This is a genomic window from Salipiger bermudensis (assembly GCF_020171625.1).
Lineage (GTDB): Bacteria > Pseudomonadota > Alphaproteobacteria > Rhodobacterales > Rhodobacteraceae > Salipiger > Salipiger bermudensis_B.
This window is the reverse complement of record NZ_JAIUZY010000005.1, coordinates 440445-460823: the sequence shown is the minus strand read 5'-3', so window position 1 is coordinate 460823 and position 20379 is coordinate 440445. Positions and strand designations below refer to the sequence as shown.

At 68.9% G+C, this 20379-nt stretch carries 11 protein-coding genes; 4 read left to right on the top strand and 7 right to left on the bottom strand.

What is annotated here, in order from left to right; all coding sequences use genetic code 11:
• The first annotated feature begins 18 nt into the window (after window positions 1-18).
• A complete protein-coding gene (locus LCM15_RS11545; RefSeq protein ID WP_224856498.1) occupies window positions 19-972 on the top strand; it encodes a 1-phosphofructokinase family hexose kinase in 954 nt (317 codons plus the stop codon).
• A 34-nt stretch (window positions 973-1006) separates the two neighbouring features.
• Here LCM15_RS11545 and LCM15_RS11540 read toward each other — a convergent pair whose 3' ends face one another.
• Window positions 1007-2005, bottom strand: a complete 999-nt coding sequence (locus LCM15_RS11540; RefSeq protein ID WP_224856496.1) for a DUF6976 family protein — start codon at window positions 2003-2005, stop codon at window positions 1007-1009.
• A gap of 11 nt (window positions 2006-2016) precedes the next feature.
• Window positions 2017-2226: a hypothetical protein gene (locus tag LCM15_RS11535; protein WP_224856494.1), complete on the bottom strand. Its 210-nt coding sequence runs from the start codon at window positions 2224-2226 to the stop codon at window positions 2017-2019.
• 123 nt (window positions 2227-2349) lie between these two features.
• On the opposite strand from LCM15_RS11535, the gene LCM15_RS11530 reads away from it, so the two are divergent.
• The 3 genes from LCM15_RS11530 to LCM15_RS11520 all read left to right on the top strand — a co-directional run bounded on the left by LCM15_RS11530 (window position 2350) and on the right by LCM15_RS11520 (window position 5702).
• On the top strand, window positions 2350-3276 hold the full coding sequence (locus tag LCM15_RS11530; protein ID WP_224856492.1) for an MBL fold metallo-hydrolase: 927 nt from the start codon (window positions 2350-2352) through the stop codon (window positions 3274-3276).
• A gap of 337 nt (window positions 3277-3613) precedes the next feature.
• On the top strand, window positions 3614-4372 hold the full coding sequence (locus LCM15_RS11525) for an MHYT domain-containing protein (RefSeq protein ID WP_224856490.1): 759 nt from the start codon (window positions 3614-3616) through the stop codon (window positions 4370-4372).
• A gap of 211 nt (window positions 4373-4583) precedes the next feature.
• Window positions 4584-5702 (top strand): exopolysaccharide biosynthesis protein, encoded by a 1119-nt coding sequence (locus LCM15_RS11520; RefSeq protein ID WP_224856488.1) that lies wholly within the window; start codon window positions 4584-4586, stop codon window positions 5700-5702.
• Window positions 5703-5782: 80 nt separating this feature from the next.
• Here the strand turns inward: LCM15_RS11520 and LCM15_RS11515 are convergent, their stop codons facing one another.
• From LCM15_RS11515 to LCM15_RS11495, 5 genes are all read right to left on the bottom strand, one after another.
• The gene (locus tag LCM15_RS11515) at window positions 5783-7108 is read right to left on the bottom strand and encodes a GumC family protein (RefSeq protein ID WP_224856486.1); all 1326 of its coding nucleotides are present in this window, start codon (window positions 7106-7108) and stop codon (window positions 5783-5785) included.
• 205 nt (window positions 7109-7313) lie between these two features.
• The gene (locus LCM15_RS11510; RefSeq protein WP_224856485.1) at window positions 7314-7985 is read right to left on the bottom strand and encodes a 4'-phosphopantetheinyl transferase family protein; all 672 of its coding nucleotides are present in this window, start codon (window positions 7983-7985) and stop codon (window positions 7314-7316) included.
• A 4-nt stretch (window positions 7986-7989) separates the two neighbouring features.
• Complete coding sequence (locus LCM15_RS11505; RefSeq protein ID WP_224856483.1) at window positions 7990-12696, bottom strand: MupA/Atu3671 family FMN-dependent luciferase-like monooxygenase; 4707 nt, start codon at window positions 12694-12696, stop codon at window positions 7990-7992.
• Window positions 12697-12701: 5 nt separating this feature from the next.
• Window positions 12702-13724, bottom strand: coding sequence for a glycosyltransferase family 2 protein (locus tag LCM15_RS11500; RefSeq protein WP_224856481.1), 1023 nt, complete (start codon window positions 13722-13724; stop codon window positions 12702-12704).
• 4 nt (window positions 13725-13728) lie between these two features.
• Window positions 13729-20199, bottom strand: a complete 6471-nt coding sequence (locus LCM15_RS11495; RefSeq protein WP_224856479.1) for a type I polyketide synthase — start codon at window positions 20197-20199, stop codon at window positions 13729-13731.
• Between the last annotated feature and the right edge of the window lie 180 nt (window positions 20200-20379).

Genomic DNA, 20379 nt, shown 5'->3' with positions numbered 1-20379 from the left:
GAGTGACATGGTCCTGCCATGACCGACATTCTGACCGTCACTCTGAACCCCGCGCTCGACCTGACCACGACCGCCGACCGCGTCGTCGCCGGACCCAAGCTGCGCTGTGATCCCCTGACCGTGGATCCCGGTGGCGGCGGCATCAACGTGGCCCGCGTGGTCGCGGCGCTTGGCGGACAGGCCCGCGCCTTCGTGGCCCTCGGCGGCCCGAGCGGGATGCGGCTCGAGGCGGCGATGGCCGAACAGGGCATTCCGCTGGTGCGGATGCAGGCCCCGGGCGACACGCGCGAAAGCATGGCCGTGCACGATCGCGAGACCGGCCAGCAGTATCGCTTCGTCATGCCCGGCCCGCTCTGGACCGAGGCACAGGTGAGCGAGGCGCTCGCGGCGATCGCGGAGGCGGTGCCCGATGGCGGCATCGTGGTGCTGAGCGGCAGCCAGCCGCCCGGCGTCTCGGCGGTCTTCGCGACGCAACTCTGCACGGCGCTGGCCGCGCGCAACCCCATGGTGATCGTCGACACCTCCGGCCCGGCGCTGGAGCACCTGTCGAAGGGCACCACCCCGGCCCCCGCGGTGCTGCGCATGGACACCGAAGAGGCCGAGGGGCTTGCCGGCCGTCCGCTGGTGACCCGGCGCGAGTCGGCGGAGTTCGCCGCCGAGCTGGTGGCGCGCGGGGCCGCCGAGCGAGTCATCGTGGCGCGCGGCGCGGATGGCTCGGTGATGGCCGGGCCGGACGGGCTGGTGCAGGTGAGCGCCGCCGATGTCGCGGTCGTGTCCGCCGTCGGCGCGGGCGACAGCTTTGTCGGGGCCTTTGCCTATGGCCTCGCCTCCGGCCTGAGCGGCCCCGAGGCGCTGGCGCTTGGCGCGGCCGCCGCAAGCGCGACCGTCACCACCCCTGCCACATCGCTATGCACGCACGAGATGGTCTTGGCCCACCTGCCGCAATGCGGTGCGAGCCTGATCGAGGACTGAGGCCTCCGGCGCCGCTGCGACGGAGGCCCCACGCTCATGCCACCTTTGCGGCCTCGGCCGGCTGGATGTTCAGCCGAACCATGGTCTGGTTCAGCAGCATATAGGCGATCTCGCCAAAGGTGGCAGGGCCGGTGAAGCTGCCCGTGGTTTTCGACTCCAGCTCTCCGTAGAGGTAGTTGAGGATGCAGTTGCACGACAGCTCGCGACTGCCCTCGCCCTGCGCCCGCGCGGCGAATTCGGTGGCATAATCGCCCGGCAGCCGCGCGATGCGGTAGCTCACCCCTTCGATCACCGGGGCGTAGAAGCTCACCGGCTTGCCCGGCTCGACCGACTGGAACGAGACGTTGATCATCGCGCCGGCGAAATTCGCCAAGAGCGGGCAGCGCTGATCCGCGCCCTTCTCCGAAAGGTAGCTCGCGAAATCGACCTCTTCGCCATTGACCAGCGCGGTCTTCACCGAGAAGCCGGTGCTGGCAAAGGTGATCTCGTCGGCGGTCTGGTCGGGCTCGAAGAGGGTCAGGATGTCGATATCCGCGACCTGCGTGGGGGGCAGTTTCACATGCAGCACCATCGCGCCTTCTTCGAAGGCCATGCCGCGCGCGCCGTCGAACACCTTGGGCTTGGCTGTTTCGAGATCGTCGAGATGCACGCCGGTGACCCAGCCCATCAGGGGCTGGTCGAACACCCCCGCGTAGCTGCTGCCGTGAATGGCAAACGACTCGTGCGCATTGCTGAAGGCCGGGATCAGGATCACCGACAGGCCGTTGTCGAAGCGGTTCATCGTCAGGCTCGGGAGATCCTCGCCGGCATAGAGCACAGGGCGCGCCTCTTGGGCCGCGTCGATCTCGGTCACGAAGAGGTTATCGCGATCCACCCGCCCGCCGGTATCGGTCATGAAATAGACCGAGGTGCCGCCGATCCAGCACCCTTTGGGCAGTTGCGACAGCGCCGCCTCGGATCCGGCGACGACCAGCACCTTGCCGGCCTCGATCAGGGCGGCGGCCTCGGTCACGCTCATCATTGCATTCTTCATGGCCAGTCCTTTCAGAAGAGGGCGATGTCCTTCGCCGCAAAGGCATTTTTCGCGCAATAGTCGCGCAGCTCGGCGATCTTGGAGCCGAGCGCCGCGGGCTGTGTCCGGACTTCGCGCCGGAGCCGCGTGACCAGCAGCTTCGTTGCGAGCACGGCGCCGGACAGGTCGCTCTCGGAGGTGAGAACGCGGCGCCAGCAGGGGTTGGTGGTGTCAGGAATCATCGGCATCTCCGTCTTGAGGTGCCGCTGCTTAGCCCGGGGTGTCTTAACGGGATGCAAAGCCGGAACTGGCAAGACACCCCCGCCGGTCTATCTTCCGCACACCAACTGGAGGGAGACACAGACATGACGGAACAGACGACATTCAGCCGCCGCGCCGCCCTTGCCGGTGCCGTGGCCATGCCCTTCGTCGCGGCCGGCGCCGCGCCGCTGCGAGCGCAGGTGGCCAAGCAGGGGCCGATGGTGCCCAGGGTCAACCGCGTCATGCTTGGCGATTTCGAGGTCAATGCGCTGATGGCCGGCACCGCCACGCGCGAGGATCCGCATTCGATCTTCGGCCTGAACGCCTCGGACGAGGAATTCGCCGACGCCGCCGAGGCCGCGAACATCCCCACCGACAAGGCGCAGTTCTTCTTCACGCCGACGCTGGTCAACACCGGCAACGAGCTGATCCTGTTCGACACCGGTCTCGACCCCGAGGGCATCGTCGCCGCGGTCGAGGCGGCGGGCTACGCGCCCGGCGATGTGAGCCACGTGGTCATCACCCACATGCATGGCGATCACGTCGGCGGCCTCACCGGCGGCGACGGTCCGACCTTCGCCAACGCCCAGCACGTGACCGGGCAGGCCGAGTACGACCACTGGTCCGGCGTCGCCAACGACACCTTCACCAACAAGATCGAGCCCCTGGCCGAGCAGTTCAGCTTCATCGGCAACGGCGAGAGCGTCGCATCGGGCATCACCTCGGTGATGACCCCGGGCCACACCCCGGGCCACATGAGCTACATGCTCGAGAGCGGCGGCAAGCAGCTGATGTTGATCGCCGATCTGGCCAATCACTACGTGTTCTCGCTGGCCCATCCCGATTGGGAAGTCAGCTTCGACACCGACAAGGAAGCCGCCGCGCAGACCCGCCGCAAGACGCTCGACATGCTGGCCGCAGACAAGATCCCGTTCATCGGCTACCACATGCCGTTCCCGGCCCTCGGCTATGCCGAGACCCGCGACGACGGCTTCCGCTACGTGCCGCACAGCTACCAGCTGATGCTCTGACCCCTCCGCCGCGCCCGACCAAATGGGCGCGGCGCCGACCTGCCGGGCAGTCGCGGCGGTCGCACAAGTCTCAGCTCGGGCCATGCTTCGACCTGTGCGGGCGCCCCCGGCGCTGATCGCCCCTATCTGGCGCGCCCCTAGCCAGCACCACACAACAGTTTCGGTTGAACGCGACCAACAGCAAAACCTCAGCGCACGCGCACCCGCGGGCGTTGACCGAGAAGTGCTGCGCTCCCCCAAGCCACCAAAGCATCATGTCGAAGCCATGTTTGCGCCGCATCCATAGGTCCATTTCCCATTAACTTTGATTGAGATTCGACCAGCGGAGCGAGACACAGTGCTAGGCACCCTAATGCAGGGCATTTTCGAGACCCAAACCAACTTCATCGCCGCCGCCGCGGGGGTCTGCGTGATCACCGCCGGAATGCTCGTGCTCCTGATGCGCAACAGCGCGTACGCCACCCGCGACCAGCGCTGTCTTGTGGCGGTCTGGGTAGCGCTGGTCGCCGGGGTCGGCGTCTGGACCACGCATTTCGTCGCCATGATCGGCTACCGCCCGGATGCGGCGCTGACCTACGATCTGCCGCTCACCGCGATCTCGATCCTCGTCGGCGTGGGGCTGGTCGGCCTGCCGATGGCGGCAAGCCTCTTCGTCGAAAGCGAACACAAGCGCGTCGGGCTCGGTGTCGTGGCCGGGCTTGGCGTCGCAGCCATGCACCTGACCGGGATGTCGGCGCTTGAGAACTGCCTCGCGATCTATAACCCGCTGACCCTCCTGATCGGCATCACCGCCGGCATCGCGGGGTTCGTGCTTGCCATGCTGCAGGAGGGCGACGACCTGCGCAGCCAGCTGCGCAAGGGGCTCGGCATGGTCGCCGGGGTGTGCGCGCTGCACTTCATCGCCATGGGCAGCGTCTCGATCGATCTGATCGACGGCATCGCCTACGGGATTGGCGGCTCGTTCATGTCCACCCTCGTCGCCACCATCTCGCTCGGGGTGTTCGCGGTGACGGTGATCGCCACGATGGGCTGTCGCCGGTCGCTCGCGATGCGCCGCGCCGGCTACTGGGGCGAATCGGAGTTCGATCGGCTATAATCACGCCAGGTCTGTCGCCGCGACCGCAGTGGCGATATACCTTCCTCATTCTGGTCAAATTTTTCTGGTCTATTATTCTGAGTAGTAATGCGCGCCGAATCCCTGTTTAAGAGACCCAGGGACCGGCGCGCCTGTAAACGGGTTGGTCGATAATGGTTTTCAAGGTTCTGGTCGTCTATGGGGCGCTGCGCGATCTGCGGAGGGCAAAATCATGACCACGATTGAACGGCGCAAGTTCCGTCGCAGGAACCGCGACACCGTCGACGACGGCCCCGAAGAGCCCCCCATCGAGCCGCTGGAATCCCGCGGTCGACGCCTCGAGCGCCGGCGCGCCGAGGACCAGGCTGCCCTCGCCGAGGAAACCGCGCTCGCCGCCGAAGAGGCCGCGCGGCGCAACGCCGAGGACGAGGCCCGCCTGCAGGCGAAGCGCGAGGCCGAGGCGCGCGCGGACGCGCAGCGCCAGGCCAGCGCCAACCGCGAGGAAATCCGCAAGCGGCTGCGCGTGCATGAGGGCGACAAGGTCAGCGCACCGGCCTCCGTCGCAGCGCCGTCCGCGCCCGAACCCTCGCCCGAAGCGGAGCCTCGAAGCCCGGCGCGCAAGCCGACGCCGCTTTGGCACCGGCTGCAGGAGTTCAGCGTCAACCGGCGTCATCTCGAGCGGAACCGCATCATCACGGCAGAACGTCAGGACCCGGCCCACGCCGCGTTCGACGTGCTACGCACGCGTCTGCTGCAGGCGCTGGACGCGCGCGGCTGGACGCGGGTGGCGATCACCTCGCCGACCAAGGATTGCGGCAAGACCTTCACCGCGGCGAACCTCGCGATCAGCCTGTCGCGGCAGCAGAATTGCCGCACGATGCTCGTCGATTGCGATTTGCGCCGCCCCTCGCTGCACAAGGTGATGGGAGTGAAGAACCCCGGCGCGATGGGCGACGTGCTGCGCGGCCTCGTGCCGCCGGAAGATCACTTCATCCGCATGGGCGAGAACGAGATCCACGCCGGTCGCAACATCGCCTTCGGCTTCAATGGCACCGCCGAGCCCTATGCGTCGGAGCTTCTGCAAGCGCCGCAGAGCCGCAGCGTGCTGAGGCACATCGAGGACGCCTTCGCGCCCGACGTGATGCTCTTCGACCTGCCGCCGGCGCTTTACTATGATGATGTCATGGCCTTCGGCGGCCAGTTCGACGGGGTGATCCTCGTCGTCGGTGGCGGGATCACCACCGAGAAGGATATCCGCGAAACCCAGCGCCGCCTCGGCGACGACGTGCCCTTGCTCGGCACCGTGCTCAACAAGGCCGAAGGCAGCAAGATCCGCCAGTATACCTATTGATCGTTCGTCAGGGGCCGCGCCGGTTATAGCCCGGCCTCAGCGTCGCTGAGGGGCCGGTTCCGGCCCGGCCCCTGCGACGATCAGGACCGGGCCACGCTGGGCAGGAACCTGTCCAGAAGGCCGTGCCACGGCAGAACCTCGGTGACGACGCGGTAAAGCAGCAGCGTCAGCGCCACGATCAGCCCGACCGCGGTGACAGACCGCAGCTGTCGGCTGCGACGGTCGCGGCGCGCCTCGACCACCGGGATCGACACCACCGGCTGCAGGCCGAGCACGCGCTCGAGCTGCGCCGCGCTGCGGATCGCCGGGTTCAGAAGCTCCAGCACGAAACCGAGTGCGACACCGGCGAGGACGCTGGCCATGACACCGGCCATAACGATCTTCTTGCGGCCGCTGGAGGCCGAAACCTCGGGCACGAGCGCGGATTCCAGCACCTCGAAGCGGTCCGTCTGCTGGCGATCCTCGAGCATCTGGCCCATCTCGGCATCGGCCTTGCGACGGGTGATGACGCTGTACTGATCCTTGAGCCGGTCGAGATCGCGCTCGAGGGCCGAAAGCTCGCGCTCGACCTCGGGGGCCTGCAGCAGCGTTTCGTTGATATCGCTGATGCGTTGCTCGATCAGGCTCTGCTGCTCGCGCATCAGGCCAAGCTGACGGGCCAGCACTTCCTCGCGCTGACGCGTGGAATTGCCCTCCATCTCGACGATGCTGCGCGCCAGGGTGAGCTGGCTGTCCTCGAGCGTGGTGAGCTGCGTGCGCAGCGCGCTTGTGCCGCTCGGCAGGGCGTCGGCATTCTCGCGCTTGAAGGTGGCGATCTTCGCCTCCATCGCCTCGATCTCGGTCTCGACCCGGGCCTCTTCGCTTTCGAAGAAGGCCAGCGTGTCACGCGCGCTGCTCAGGCTGCGGTCGCGCGACTGGTTGATGACCTGATGCATCATCTCGTTGGCGATGTCGGCCGCTTTCTGCGGATCGGGAAGCACGACGCTGATGCGCAGGCCCGAGGGCATCTCCTGCTGAGCGAGGAAGCTGTTGTTGTTGGCGCGGATCTCTTCGATCGAGACGGCCTGACGCATCTGAAACAGGCGCTGACCGATGGGCATCCCGGCGGCTCCGGAGAACAGATCATGCTGTTCCATCAGGCTGACGAGATTGTCGCGCGACATCAGGCGCTGTTCGATCAGACGCACCCGACGCGAGGCATCCTGTGTCTGGGCCGAGGCCCCGGCGAGAGAGTCGGGCATCTGGCCCTCCTCGATCTGCACCACGGCGGTCGCTTCATACACCTTGACCTGGTTGAGAGCGACCCAGACGGAGGCAACGCTACCAAGAACGGTTACTAGCAAAATCAACAGAGCGCGGCGCTTGAGTGCGGACAGCACTTCGCCGATCGACTGGAACTGGTTCATCTCGTTACTCCGGCAACGTCTGGCCCCCACCCTACGCTCGGAAAAAGCGCTGGACCCGACCGACCCAATTCGGACCAAAACACGTCGGGGTCATGCCACTTTCAAGCCGTAAGCTACCAAAGCTGCCCCAATTTGGCCACGTTCAAATGGTCGCAGAATAGAAACAATTCGTCTCCACATCGAGAAACGGGACCACATTCTCGCCTTAATATCGGGGTTTTTGGCCTTTACTCGCGCATAGGCAGAGCGATATCACGTGTTTCGCGACCAGAAGCTGCCACATTGGCAAAGCCGCGCCGCGCCCGAGCCCGACATTTTTCGCCATATTCATGCGCCCGATTTGCAGATTCGCCCGCATTGCGTCGAAGCCGAACAGCGCGCCGGTCACCGGGTACTGCGCCTTGTAGGTGGCCTCCTTGGCGCTGAAGATCCGGGTCGCGGCGCGAGTCTCGGGCAGCGGCGCCAGGGCGCCCAGCTCCTCCGGGGAGGCGATCTCGGGCACAAGCTCCGCCGCCATCGGGCGGTCGGGCTCGAGATCGACGCCGATCATCTCCCAGTCATCCCGGCGCCCGACCACCGCAAGGCAGACCGGCCCGGCATGGCTGATGCTGCCGATCACCCCCGCGGGCCAGACAGGCGCCCGGTCGGGCCGGGCGGGAATGGCGGAGGGCGGGAGGCCGAGCCGCGCCATGGCGGCACGCGCGGCGCTGCGCCCGCCGGCGAATTCCGCGACGCGCGTGGGGATCGCCTTCGCGACGGCGGCGCGCTCCTCGGGGAAGAGCAGGTCGGGATCGTGGGTCGCCTCGCGCACGGCCCAGCCCAGCCCGTCCGGGAAGCGGACCGTGCGGAGCGCCTGTCTCAGCGCCGCCGCATCCATCAGATCAGCCGCTGCGCCGCGCCCGCATCTCGCGGCGGCGCGCCATGGCGTCGGAGCGCGCCTGCGCCCGGTCATTGGCGACGGGCGCGGGCGCTTCGGGTGCGGGCGCGGGGACAGCCGGCGCCGCAGCTACAGCAGGTTGGGGTTGCGCCGCCGGAGCGCGCTTCGGCGCGGCGGCCTTGGCGGCCTCGGGGTCGACCAGCCCCGCCACCCGGGCGGTCAGGTCGGCCAGCACCGGGAAGCGGAAGATGTCGGTGATCGACAGCCCCTTCGCGCCGAGCTCGTCGCGGATCGTGCGGTGCGCCTGCACCGCCAGCAGCGAGTGGCCTCCGAGGTCGAAGAAATTGTCGCGCCCGGTGATCCCGGCCACACCCAGCACCGAGGACCAGATCTCGGCGATCCGCGCCTCGACCTGCGCGCTGCCCGGCCCTGCCGCACGCGCCACCACCGGCGCCGCGGCGGGTTTGCCTTCGGGGGCCGGGCTGGCGGCGGGTTTCGGGGCAAGCACCTTGGCCATCGGCTTGGGCAGCGCCTTGCGATCGACCTTCTTGTTGGGCGTCAGCGGGAAGCTCTCGAGCCGCATCAGGTGCGCGGGCACCATGAAGCCCGGAAGATCCGCGCCCATCGCCGCCTTCATCGCCGCCTCGTCCAGCGGCGCCTCGGACCTGTAATAGCCCACGAGCCGGATATCGCCCGGCTGATCCTCACGCGCCACGACCACCGCCTGCGTCACGCCCGGCTGTGCCTCCATCGCCGCCTCGATCTCGCCAAGCTCGATCCGGAAGCCGCGGATCTTCACCTGATGATCGACGCGCCCGATGAAATCGATGCGCCCGTCCATGCGGCGGCGCACCAGATCGCCGGTGCGATACATCCGCCCGGCATGGAACGGGTTCGGCACGAAGCGCTCGGCGGTCAGGTCCTCGCGGCCCCAGTAGCCGCGGGTCACGCCCTCGCCGCCGATCCACAGCTCACCCGGCTGGCCCACGCCCACCGGGCGCATGTCCTCGTCGAGCACGTAGAGCTGCTGATTGGCCAGCGGCAGGCCGATATTGACCACGCCGTCCCCGCGCCCGGCGGCTTCGGTCGAGGACCAGATCGTGGTCTCGGTGGGGCCGTACATGTTGGTGACGCTGGCCTCGGTGATCTTGCCGAACTCCTGCACCAGCGCCCCGGGCAGTGGCTCGCCGCCAAGGAACAGGTGCTGCACCTTCGACAGCGCATAGCGCGCCTCGTCGTTCATCGCGATCATCCGCGCCATCGAGGGCGTGCATTGCAGATGCGTCACCTCGTGGCGCAGGATCTGCGCCGCGATGGAGAAATCCCCCGCATCGAGCTCGGGCGCCACGTTGGCCCCCTGTACCACCTGCGCCAGCGGCCGCAGCCCCTCGAGGACGCGCTCGGTCTCGAGGCCGTAGTCGATGAGGCAGGCGATCTCGCCCACGCCGATGCGCTTGAGTTCCTCGGCGCGTGTCAGCGCATCCTCGACGGTGCCGAACAGGCCGCTGTCGTTGAAGTAGCGCTCGAAGGCGAAGTCGAGGATCGCATCGAGCTCCTCGGGGGTGAGGATCTCGAGATCGAGCTCGAACGGGTTGTTGAGCCCCTGAGGCCGCTTGAACGCCGGGAAGGCCCAGGCGTACTGCTTGATCAGCCCGGCGGCCGAGCGCAGGTAATCCTTCATCGGCTCGCGGGCGACCTCGCGCGCCTCCTCGCGGGTGGCGGCGACGAAGCTGTGCAGCATCAGCGTGACGGTGAAGTCCGCCGGATCGTGCCCCGCATCGCGCAGCGCGCCGTGATAGAGCCGGATCTTGTCAGCCACCTCGTCGATCGACTGGCCGAGCAGGTGGGTGAGCACGTTGCAGCCCAGCCGCCCCGCCTCTTTCCAGGTCTCGGGGTTGCCGGCGGTGGTCACCCAGACCGGCAGCTCGGTCGAGACCGGGCGCGGCTGCGTCACCACCTCGTGCAGCGAGCCGTCCTTGCGCGGGAAGGCGACCGGCTCGCCACGCCAGAGGCGGCGCACTTGCTCGATATTGTCGAGCATGGCGGGCTTGTTGTTCGGCGGCGTGTTCTCGGGGCGCAGCACGAAATCGTCCGGCTGCCAGCCCGAGGCGATGGCCAGCCCCGCGCGCCCGTTGGTGAGGTTGTCGATCACCGCCCATTCCTCGGCGATGCGCGACGGATGGTGCAGCGGCGCCACCACCGAGCCCGCGCGCACCGCGATGTTCTGCGTCACCGCTGCGACGGCAGCCCCGGTGACCGAGGGGTTGGGATAGGGCCCGCCGAAGGCGTGGAAGTGCCGCTCCGGGGTCCAGACCGCGCAGAAGCCGTTCTGATCGGCGAACTTGGCGCCTTCGAGCAGCAGCCGATACTTGTCGCGGCCCGCGCCGTCATCGTTGCCCCAGTAATAGATCGAGAACTGCATCGAGCGATCCGACAGCGGCATCGGCCCGTTCGAGATCAGCCCCCGGTCCTCGTCCGAGGTCAGCACCACCTTGAAGCCGCGCGCGGTGGTATAGAACAGCTCGAGCACCGAGATATCGAAGCTGAGCGACGTCACCGCGAGCCACGTGCCCGCCGGGTCGTGCGGCACGTTCGCATCCATGCCGAGATAGAAGTTCAGCACGTTGCGATGCTCGATCATCACGCCCTTGGGCGTGCCGGTCGAGCCGCTGGTGTAGATCAGGTAGGCCAGATCCTCCGGCCCGCTCGCCGGGTCGGGATTGCCGGTCGGCGCCTGCGGCAGGCGCGGGTCGGCGTCGATCACCAGCAGCTCGGCCGTGTGCTCGGGCAAGTCGCCCTTCAGCGCCGATTGCGTCACGATCACCGGCGCGCCGCTGTCGGCGATGTAATGGCGCAGGCGGTCCGCCGGGTAGGACGGATCGAGCGGCAGGTAGGCGCCGCCCGCCTTCAGGATGCCGAGCGCGCCGACCATCAGGTCGACCGACCGGCGGCAGAAGAGCCCGACGACCGAACCCGCCGCCACGCCCATGCCGCGCAGCACACGCGCCGCCTGATTGGCGCGGGCATTGAGCTGGGCATAGGTCAGGCTCTGATCCTCGAAGACCAGCGCCACCGCGTCGGGGGTCTTGGCGACCTGCGCCTCGAACGCCGCCTGCATGGTCAGGCCGCGGTCATGCGCCTGTGCGGTGACGTTCCAGAGGTTGAGCACCATGTCTCGCTCGGCCTCGGGCAGCACCGGCAGGCTGGCAAGGTCGGACTGGTTCTGCGCCTCGCGCGCCATCAGGTCGAACCGCGCGGCAAGGAGCTCGGCCTGCGCCTGCGGAATGCGTCCGGTATCGGCGTGCAGCGTGGCGCCGCCCTCGGTCAGTTCGAGGGTGATCGCGGTGCCGTCGATCGGGCCGGCCCCAAAGCTCAGGCCGATATCCGGGACCGGCGGCGCGCCGGTGAGTTGCGGCTCACGGGCCGGCAGGTCGGAGGCAAAGCCCTTGCGTTTGCGAAGCTCGGCCAGCTCCGCCTCGAGACGCTGCGCCAGCGCCTCCACGGTGCCCGCAGCTTCGACCCGCAGAGGCACCCACGGCGCGATGACCCCGGTCTCGGCCAACGCGGCAAGCGCGGTGTCGGCATAGGCCAGATCGCAGACCTCGTGCCCGTCGAGCCGTGCCGTGAAGGCGCTGGCGATGACCTGCGCCTGCACCGCATCGCCCAACACCAGAGGCCGCGAGACCACCTCGCCACCCGCCTTGCCCAGCCCCTGAAGCTCTGCCGGGGACAGCTCGGTCAGGCGCTTGCGCCAATGGCCCTCATGCGGTGCGACCTGCGCCACCGCCTCGGCGATGGCGGCCCGGTCGTCGCCCGGCACGAGGTCCAGCGCCTCGCCCGGCTTGCCGACCTGCGCCACCCGCGCAGGCGTGCCGCAGGGATGGGCGAAATGCGCCATCCTCAGTGCGCCGCTGCCGCAGGCCACCGTCAGGTGATCGTCGGTCGCCTCGAGCACCGCGCCGGGCGTGCCGCTGCCCTCGACCGCGCGGGCCTCGCCGACCAGCCAGAACCCGCCACGCGCCCGCAGCTTCGGCGCCGAGAGGGGGTTGGCGTAGCCGCCGTGGTCCAGCGCCCGCACCAGCCGCGCCAGCTCGGTCGCGGGGCGGGTGAAGTCGAGCAGCCCGTGCGCCGAGGGCCGGTCGGCCAGCGCGTGGTAGCTGCGCAGCGACAGGTCCTGCGGAAAGCGGCGCAGCCCGTGCTCGAGCTGCTCCATCAGGTCGCCGAAACTGTCGCTCGCGGCTTCGTAGGCCTTGGTGTTGAGCGTCAGAGCGGTGTCGGACGGCGCGATGTCGAAGCCGCGCGATACGAGGATGTCGCCCTCGTCGACGCCGCCCTCGATCATGTGCCATGTCACGCCATGGCGGCTCTCGCCCTCGATCAGCGCCCAGACCGGGGCGTTGAGCCCGGCATGGCGCGGCAGCGGGCCGTCGTGGAAGTTGATCGCGCCCTTGCCGGGCAGGGCCAGCACCGCCGCGGGGATGATGTCGAGATTGGCGATGGACAGCAGCCAGTCGAACTCCAGACCGTCAAGCCGCTCGGCCAGCCCCTTGCCGGGCGCGACGACCGTCAGCCCCCGGCCCGTCGCCCAGTCGGCGATATCCGGATTGCGGGTCACGACCGCCCGGATCGGATGCCCCGTCGCCAGAAGCTTCTCGCTGCACTGCACGAGAAGGGATTCATTGCCGATCACCACGCTGGAAAACTGCGCCATACTGCCTACTCCGACTGTGCCCCGAGCACCGCCCCCGGCGCCGGGCCGGGTTTGGTTTCACGTGTGACCGGCAAAGGCCGGGCCATCGCACCGAGGTCATGAAACACGAGATCGCGCAGGAAGTGGTCGGGATCGGCCTGCGGCTTGCGCTGCAGCACCCGCCGCAGCCGCCAGAGCAGCCCGCCCGCCAGATGCGCGAGCGTTGCCACGGCCGCATAGGCGCGCCCGTGGCTCTTGGTGAAATAGTGCCAGCGGCTGTCGAGCCAGAAGCCCGGCACCCGCGCCCACGTCTTCATCCCCGTCGACACCGAGCCGATATGGGTCACCTCGCTGTCGCGGACGTAGTGGGTCTCGTACCCGGCCCGCGCAGCGCGCAGGCAGAGGTCGGTTTCCTCGAAATAAAGGAAGAAGGTCTCGTCGAAGAGGCCGATCTCGTCCAGAACGCTCTGCCGCATCATCAGCGAGGCCCCGGCCAGCCAGTCGACCCGCTGCGTCTGCCATGGCAACTCGAGCGGTACGCGCCGGCGATGCAGCAGGCGCGAGATCGGGCCGAACCGCGCCGCGCCCTCGAGCTCCGAGGCGATCGAGGGAAAGCGGAAGGCGGTGATATGTGGCTCGCCCTCCTCCCCGTGGATGTAGCTGCCGGCGAAGCCCGCCTCCGGGTGCGTCTCGAGATGGTCGAGCAGCGCCCGCAGGCTGCCGGGGTCCGGGAAGGCATCGGAGTTCAGCGCGTAGACGTAATCCGGCGCGCTGCCGTCGGACCAGCCGGCGCGGATGCCGACGTTGTTGCCCGCGCCGAAGCCGCCGTTATGGCCCGACTGGATCAGCCGGATCGGCGCGCCCTGCGCCCAGTCCTCGGACCCGAGCGCCGCCTGCATCGTCTCGAACGAGCCGTCGCCGCTGTCATTGTCGACGATCACCAGCTCGGCGTTGAGCCCCGCCATCTCGCGCAGGGCCGCCCGCACCGAGCGCAGCGTCATCTCCGGCGTGCGGTAGTTCAGCGAGACGATCAGAAGCTTCGGACCCATGCGCCTACTCCGCCGCCCGATAGCCGGAGCGGGCCGGGAACTCGACCACCTCCGAGCCGCCGCCGATCTCCGCCTCGGCGCTGGTGATGGCCTCGCGCATCAGGGCCGCCAGCACCCGCACATTGGGCTCGAGCACCATGCTGTCGTGATCGCCCGGCACCTCGTGGACCTCGACATGCGGCACGTACTGGCGCCAGTCGTTGTCCGGCATCACGTAGGCGCGCTCGGAGTTCACCATGCGCCCCTGCGAGACCTGCCACTTGCCCACCAGCGGCGGGCGGTAGAGCACCAGCCGGCCCTGCCACGGCGTGACCTCGTAGCGGGCCACGGCCTCGAGGAAGGCGGCCTCGATCTCGGCGTTGTGGAAGCTGTGCTGTTCGGCGGTGTCCTCTTTCGCCTGACGCTTGGCAATCTCCCAGCGGACGCGGTTGCGCGCCCAGATCACCGGGTAGAACGGCCCCTTGGCCTTCAGCTCCTGCATCTGGATCAGCATCCGGTCCTTCGGCTCGAGCGGCCGGCGCGTGGGCAGCGGCGTGTCGAGCAGCACGCAGAGCGCCACCTCCTCGCCCGCCGCCTCGAGCTGGCGGGCGATCTCGAAGGCGGTGATGCCACCGCCGGAGAAGCCGCCGACCATGTATGGCCCCTCGGGCTGCACCTGCCGCATCTCGGCGATGTAGTCGCGCGCCGCCTCCTCGATGCTGCCATGCGGCGCCTCGCCGCCGTAAAGCCCGCGCGCCTGCAGGCCATAGAACGGCCGGTCGGCGCCCAGAAGGTTGGCGAGGTGGCGCAGGTTCAGTACGTTGCCGAACATGCCCGCCACGAGGAAGAACGGCCGGCGCGGCCCGCCCTCGCCGTCATGCATCGGCACGAGATGCGTGAAGCGGCGCTCGGGCGCTTTCGGCGCGGGCTCGGAGCCGTCCTCGCTGGCGGTGATCCCGGCCTGTTCGGCGATCATCGCGGCGCATTTGCGGATCGTCGGCGCCTCGAACAGCACCGAGATCGGGAACTCGACGCGGTAGGTCTTCTTGACCATCGAGAACAGCCGCACCGCGATGAGGCTGTGCCCCCCGAGGTCGAAGAAGCTGTCCTCGACGCCGACATTCTGGACCCCGAGCAACTCTTCCCAGAAGCCCGCCAGCGTGCGCTCGATATCGGTCTCGGGCGCGACGTAGTCGCCGTCGAGCTGCGGGCGGTCGAACTTCTGCACTTCGCCGGCCTCGGCGGTGGAAGCGGCGGTCTGGCGGGTGAGCTGGTCGAGATCCATCGACGAGATCACCACCTGCGGCAGCCCCAGCGCCAGCGCGCGGGAGAAGGCGCTGACGCCCTCGTCGGGCAGGATGCCCTGACTCAGGTTGTGGGCCAGCCGCTCCTCGGCAGCCGAAAGCGGCTGCGCCGTGCCCTGCGCGCCCTCGACCTCGAGCTCGGCGGCGGTGAGGCGCGGCGCGGCGTGCAGGATGTCGGGCTGGGCGAGCTTGTGGATGGTGAAGCCCGAGATCTCGACCAGCACGGTGCCGTCGGGGGCTGCGAGCGTGATGTCGAAGCTCGCCGTCTCGGCATCGGCGCGGTTCTCGGCGGCGTTGCGCACCCAGCTGACGATGCACTCGGTCAGCGGCGCGTGCACGCGCGCCCGGGCATAACTCACCGGCACCCAGAGATGGGTCGGCTGGTAGCCTTCGATCAGCTCCATCGCCCAGCCGGTGGCGATGTCCAAGAGCGCCGGATGCAGCAGGCAGCCGTCGCCCCGCGCGGCCTCGGCCAGCGACAGCTCGGCGATGCCCTCGCCTTGGCCAAGCGCGCGCCGGTCGAGCACGCGCCAGCGCGGGCCGAAGGCGAGCTGCACCTCCTGCGCGGTGGCGAGCTTGCCACCATCGGCCGCCACCATCGGCTTGCCGCAGCGGGCGCGGATCGCGTCGAGGTCGAGCGGGTCGGGGCGGCGCATCGGCATCAGCGCCAGCGTGCCCTGCGCGGTCAGCGCGTGGCCGCGCTTGCCGGCCAGTGTGGCATCGGCCAGCACCTCGAAACCGTAGCCTTCGTCACGGCGCGAGAGCCGCAGGCGCACATCGCGCGCGCCGCCCTCGGTCACCCGCAGCGGGCGCAGGAAGGTCAGGTCGCGGATCTCGAACGCGCCGGGTTCGTGCTGCGCGCGCAGCGCCTCGGCGGCAAGCGCGAGATAACCGGTGCCCGGCAGCAGCGCATCGCCCGCGCGGGTGCGGTGCTCGTCGATGAACCAGTCGTCGGTCGAGTAGCGCGCGGTGAACAGCCGGTTGCCCTGCGCGTCGAAGGTCTTGTCGTCGAGCATCGCAACGCCCGCCGGCTCGACCGGAGCGGGCGGCACCTCGCCGCGGCGCGCGGCGACCGCCTCGGCGGCCATGCCGACCTCGTTCCAGATGCCCCAGTTGATCGCAAGGACCTTGGTGCGACCGCCCGCGCGGGCCTGCGCGAAGGCGTTGAGAAACTCGTTGGCGGCGACATAATCGACCTGCCCCGCCGGCGCGGTCACGGTCGAGGAGGACGAGAACAGCACCATCCAGTCGACGCTGCCGTCGGGGAACACCTCGCCCAGCACCTGCGTGCCGTGGATCTTGGGCGTGAACACGTCCTCGACGCTGGCAGGCGACTTGGCAAGCAGCGGCGCGTCATCGATGACACCGGCGCCGTGGATCACGCCGGTGATCCGCCCGAAGCGGGCCTCGGCCTCTTCGCGGACCTGACGCATCTGGCCCGGGTTGCAGACATCGGCGGCGGCGATCATCACCTGCGCCCCGGCCTCCTCCAGAGCCTGCACGGCCCGGATGCGTCGAGCCAGCCCGTCCTGCGGCGCGTGGCGGGCGAGGTAGTCGGGCCATGTCTCTCGCTCGGGCAGCGCCCGGCGGGCGATCAGCACGAGGTTGGCGCCGCGCGCGGCGAAGTCCTGCGCCAGGGTCAGGCCGATGCCGCCAAACCCGCCCGTGAGCAGGTAGGTGCCGCCGTCGCGGGCCACCGGGGCGGGTGCGGGCAGATCGACCGGCTTCATGGCGCATTCGAAGCGCTTGGCCCCGCGCAGCGCGGCGATGGCGTTGGCGGGCTCTGAAAGCAGCTCCTCGAGCACCTGAAGGCCCAGCGACTCAAGCGCCTGATCCCGCTGCGCCTCGGCCTTGGCGCGCCCGAAGAGCCCGGCCTCGGGCTGCGGCGGCAGGGCGAGGTCGAGGGTCGAGACCGTCACGCCCGGCAACTCGCGCGGGATCACCCGGGCAGGGCCGGCGATGGTGGTCTTGGCGGGATAAGGCAGCGCCTCGTCTCGGACCCGCGCGGCACCGCTGGTCACCACGGTCAGGTGCAGCGGGCGCGGGAGGTTTTCCTCGGCGATCGCCTGCGCGAGGAAGAGCAGCGCGTAGAAGCCCTGCTCCTGCAGGCGGTGAAAGAAGCTCGAGCCGGGACGATGGCTCTCGCCCTCGGTCACCAACCAAAAAAACGCGATCCGGGTGGGCACGTGGCCGCGCAGGGCGAGATCCTGCAACAGCAGGTCATAGCCTTCGCGGCCCCGCTCGGGCGGCAGGAGATAGGCACTGTCGGAGACGCGGGTGAAGCTGTCGCCGGGGCGGATCTCGATCACCGTGTGACCGGCGGCACGCAGCTTTGCCACCGCGCGGGCGGCGAGCCCGGCCTCGTCCATGAAGACCAGCCAGCTCTGCGGCTCGGCCTCCGCGAGGCCGGCCTCGACATCGACCTCGACGGCGGCAGCGCGCGGGCGCCAGACTGGTTTCCAGCCCCAGCTCGCGACGTCGTCGCTGCGCATCAGGAACTGCGGCGCGGTGTCGGACTGCGCCTTGCCCGGCGCGATGAAATAGGGCGCGCGCTGGAAGGCGTAAGAGGGCAGCACCACGCGGTTGCGCCGCGCCGCGCCCCAGACCTGCGCCCAGTCGAACGCGGCACCCAGCGCCCAGAACCGGCCCAGCACCTCGAACATGTGCTTGTCATCGGCGATGGCATCGTCGCGGTGGCGCAGCGACGACAGCACCGCCTGCCCCTGCACGTCGGGGTGCTGGCGCGCCAGCGTCGAGAGCGCCTTGCCCGGCCCGACCTCGAGATAGATGCGCTCGGGCCGCGCCAGCGTGCCGATGCAATCGGCGAAATGCACGGTGCCGCGCAGATGCGCGACCCAGTAGTCGGGCGAGGTCGCCTGTTCGTCGGTCATCAGCGCGCCGCTGCGGTTCGAGGTCAGCGGGATCTGCGGCGCGAAGAGATCGATGGAGCGCAGGTAGGCGCCGAAATCCGCAAGGATCGGCTCGAGCATGTGGCTGTGCGCGGCGATGTCGATGGGAATGCGCTGGCAGTCGATGTCCTCGGCGCGCAGCCGCGCCTCGAGCGCGTCGAGCGCCGCCTGCGGGCCGGAGGCGACGGTCAGCTCGGGGGCGTTGACCGCGCCGAGGTCGAGATCCTCGCCCAGCAGCGGCTGCAGCGCCTCGGCGGAGAGATTGACCGACAGCATACCCCCCGCCGGCACGGTGTCGAACAGGCGCCCGCGCAGGTGCACGAGACCAATGCAATCCTCGAAGCTCATCACGCCGGCCAGGCAGGCGGCGGTATTCTCACCCATCGAGTGGCCGGCCAGCGCCACCGGCTGAATGCCCCAGCTCATCCAGAGCTGCGCCAGCGCGTACTCGGTAATCATGATCAGCGGCAGTTGCAGCGAGGGCCGGGTCAGCGCCTCGTCGGCCCGCTGCCGGTCGGCCTCGTCGGGCAGCCAGAGCGCCCGGATGTCGGCATCGGTGATCTCGGCCAGCGCGTCGAGGCCGCGATCCATCCATTCCGCAAAGACCGGCTCGGTCTCGTAGAGATCGCGGGCCATGCCGGCATATTGTGCCCCGCCGCCGGGGAACATGAACACGGTCTCGGGCCGGTCGAGCGCGCTGTGCGAATGCACCCGGCGCGGCGCCTCCTCCTCGAGCAGGCGCGCGGCCTCCTCGTGGCTCTCGGCCACCACGATGCGGCGCTTGTCGAAGGCGCGGCGGCCCTGCTGCAGCGTCCAAGCGACATCGGCGAGCGACTGCTCGGGATGGGTGCGCAGATGCGCCGCGAGGCGCTTTGCGCCCTCGTCGAGCGCGGCCTTGCTGCGGGCCGACAGCGTCAGGATCTGGAACGGCCAGTCGCTCTCGTCCGACGCGGCCCGCGCGGGCGCCTCTTCGAGCACCGCGTGGGCGTTGGTGCCGCCCACGCCCAGCGAGTTGACCCCGGCGCGGCGCGGATGGCCGGTCTGCGGCCACGGCGTCAGCGTATCGTTGACCACGAAGGGCGAACTGTCGAAATCGATCGCCGGGTTCGGGGCTTCGAAGCCCAGCGAGGGCGGCATCTCGCCCTCGTGCAGCGCCAGTGAGGCCTTGATCAGGCTCGCCACCCCGGCGGCGGTGTCGAGATGGCCGATATTGGTCTTCACCGAGCCGATGCGGCAATGCCCGACCGCGTCCGAGCTCTCGCGGAAGGCCTGCGTCATGGCGGCGACTTCGATTGGGTCGCCCAGATAGGTGCCGGTGCCGTGGCACTCGACATAATCGACCGTGTCCGAGGTGATGCCCGCCATGGCCTGCGCCTCGGCCACTGCCTGCGCCTGCCCGTCGACGGAGGGCGCAAGATAGCCGGCCTTCTGCGCGCCGTCATTGTTGACGGCGGTGCCCTTGATCACGGCCCAGATGTGGTCGCCATCGGCGATGGCGTCAGACAGCCGGCGCAGCACCACCACGCCCGCGCCCGAGCCAAAGACCGTGCCCTGCGCGCGGTGGTCGAAGGCATGGCAGGCGCCGTCGGGCGAGAGGATCTCGTTTTCCTTGTAGAGATAGCCGCGGTTCTGCGGCAGCTCGATGGTCACGCCGCCGGCCAGCGCCATGTCGCATTCGCCGTTCAGCAGCGCCTGCGCGGCGTAATGCGTGGCGACGAGCGAGGTGGAGCACGCGGTCTGGAGGTTGATCGACGGCCCGTGCAGGTCAAGCACGTGGCTCAGACGGGTGGTCATGAAGTCCTTGTCGTTGCCGGTATGGCGCAACAGGAACATGCCGGTATTCTCGACGAGGTCCGGGTTCGAGCAGACGTTGAAATAGAAATACGAGCCCATGCCGCAGCCGGCAAAGACCCCGACCTGCCCGTCGAAGCTGTCGGGCACGTGCCCGGCATTCTCGAGCGCCTCCCACGCGGTCTCGAGGAACTGGCGGTGCTGCGGGTCCATGATCGCCGCCTCCTTCGGGGAGAACCCGAAGAACTCGGCATCGAACATCTCGAAATCATCGAGCGGCGCGGCGAAGGGAACGTAATCCTTGTGCCGCATCAGGCCGGGATCCTCTCCGGCGGCGCGCAGCTCGTCCTCGGTCAGGCGGCGGATCGAGGAGCGTCCGGCGCGCAGGTTGTCCCAGTAGGCGAGGATGCTGTCGGCCCCGGGCAGGTGGGCTGCCATCCCGACGATGGCAATGTCGTTCTCACGCCCGTTCAGCGGCAATGCTGTGCTCATAAACCAGTACCTCGCAACCCACGACGGGCCGCCGTCGTAAACCAAGAGTTAAGAGAAAATGGGGCGAGTCGCCGATATGCGCAACGATAACCCCGGTTTCCCGTGAAATTGGCCATTATTGTCGCCATATCGCGGACAATGATCGCCCTTGTAATATTTGTCTCGAAGTCAGCAGGGTCA

Excerpts from the sequence above, each read along its gene's own strand:
- LCM15_RS11540 (WP_224856496.1), bottom strand. The coding sequence starts at position 2,005 with ATGAAGAATGCAATGATGAGCGTGACCGAGGCCGCCGCCCTGATCGAG.
- LCM15_RS11535 (WP_224856494.1), bottom strand. The coding sequence starts at position 2,226 with ATGATTCCTGACACCACCAACCCCTGCTGGCGCCGCGTTCTCACCTCC.
- LCM15_RS11545 (WP_224856498.1), top strand. The coding sequence starts at position 19 with ATGACCGACATTCTGACCGTCACTCTGAACCCCGCGCTCGACCTGACC.
- LCM15_RS11515 (WP_224856486.1), bottom strand. The coding sequence starts at position 7,108 with ATGAACCAGTTCCAGTCGATCGGCGAAGTGCTGTCCGCACTCAAGCGC.
- LCM15_RS11520 (WP_224856488.1), top strand. The coding sequence starts at position 4,584 with ATGACCACGATTGAACGGCGCAAGTTCCGTCGCAGGAACCGCGACACC.
- LCM15_RS11510 (WP_224856485.1), bottom strand. The coding sequence starts at position 7,985 with ATGGATGCGGCGGCGCTGAGACAGGCGCTCCGCACGGTCCGCTTCCCG.
- LCM15_RS11505 (WP_224856483.1), bottom strand. The coding sequence starts at position 12,696 with ATGGCGCAGTTTTCCAGCGTGGTGATCGGCAATGAATCCCTTCTCGTG.
- LCM15_RS11495 (WP_224856479.1), bottom strand. The coding sequence starts at position 20,199 with ATGAGCACAGCATTGCCGCTGAACGGGCGTGAGAACGACATTGCCATC.
- LCM15_RS11500 (WP_224856481.1), bottom strand. The coding sequence starts at position 13,724 with ATGGGTCCGAAGCTTCTGATCGTCTCGCTGAACTACCGCACGCCGGAG.
- LCM15_RS11530 (WP_224856492.1), top strand. The coding sequence starts at position 2,350 with ATGACGGAACAGACGACATTCAGCCGCCGCGCCGCCCTTGCCGGTGCC.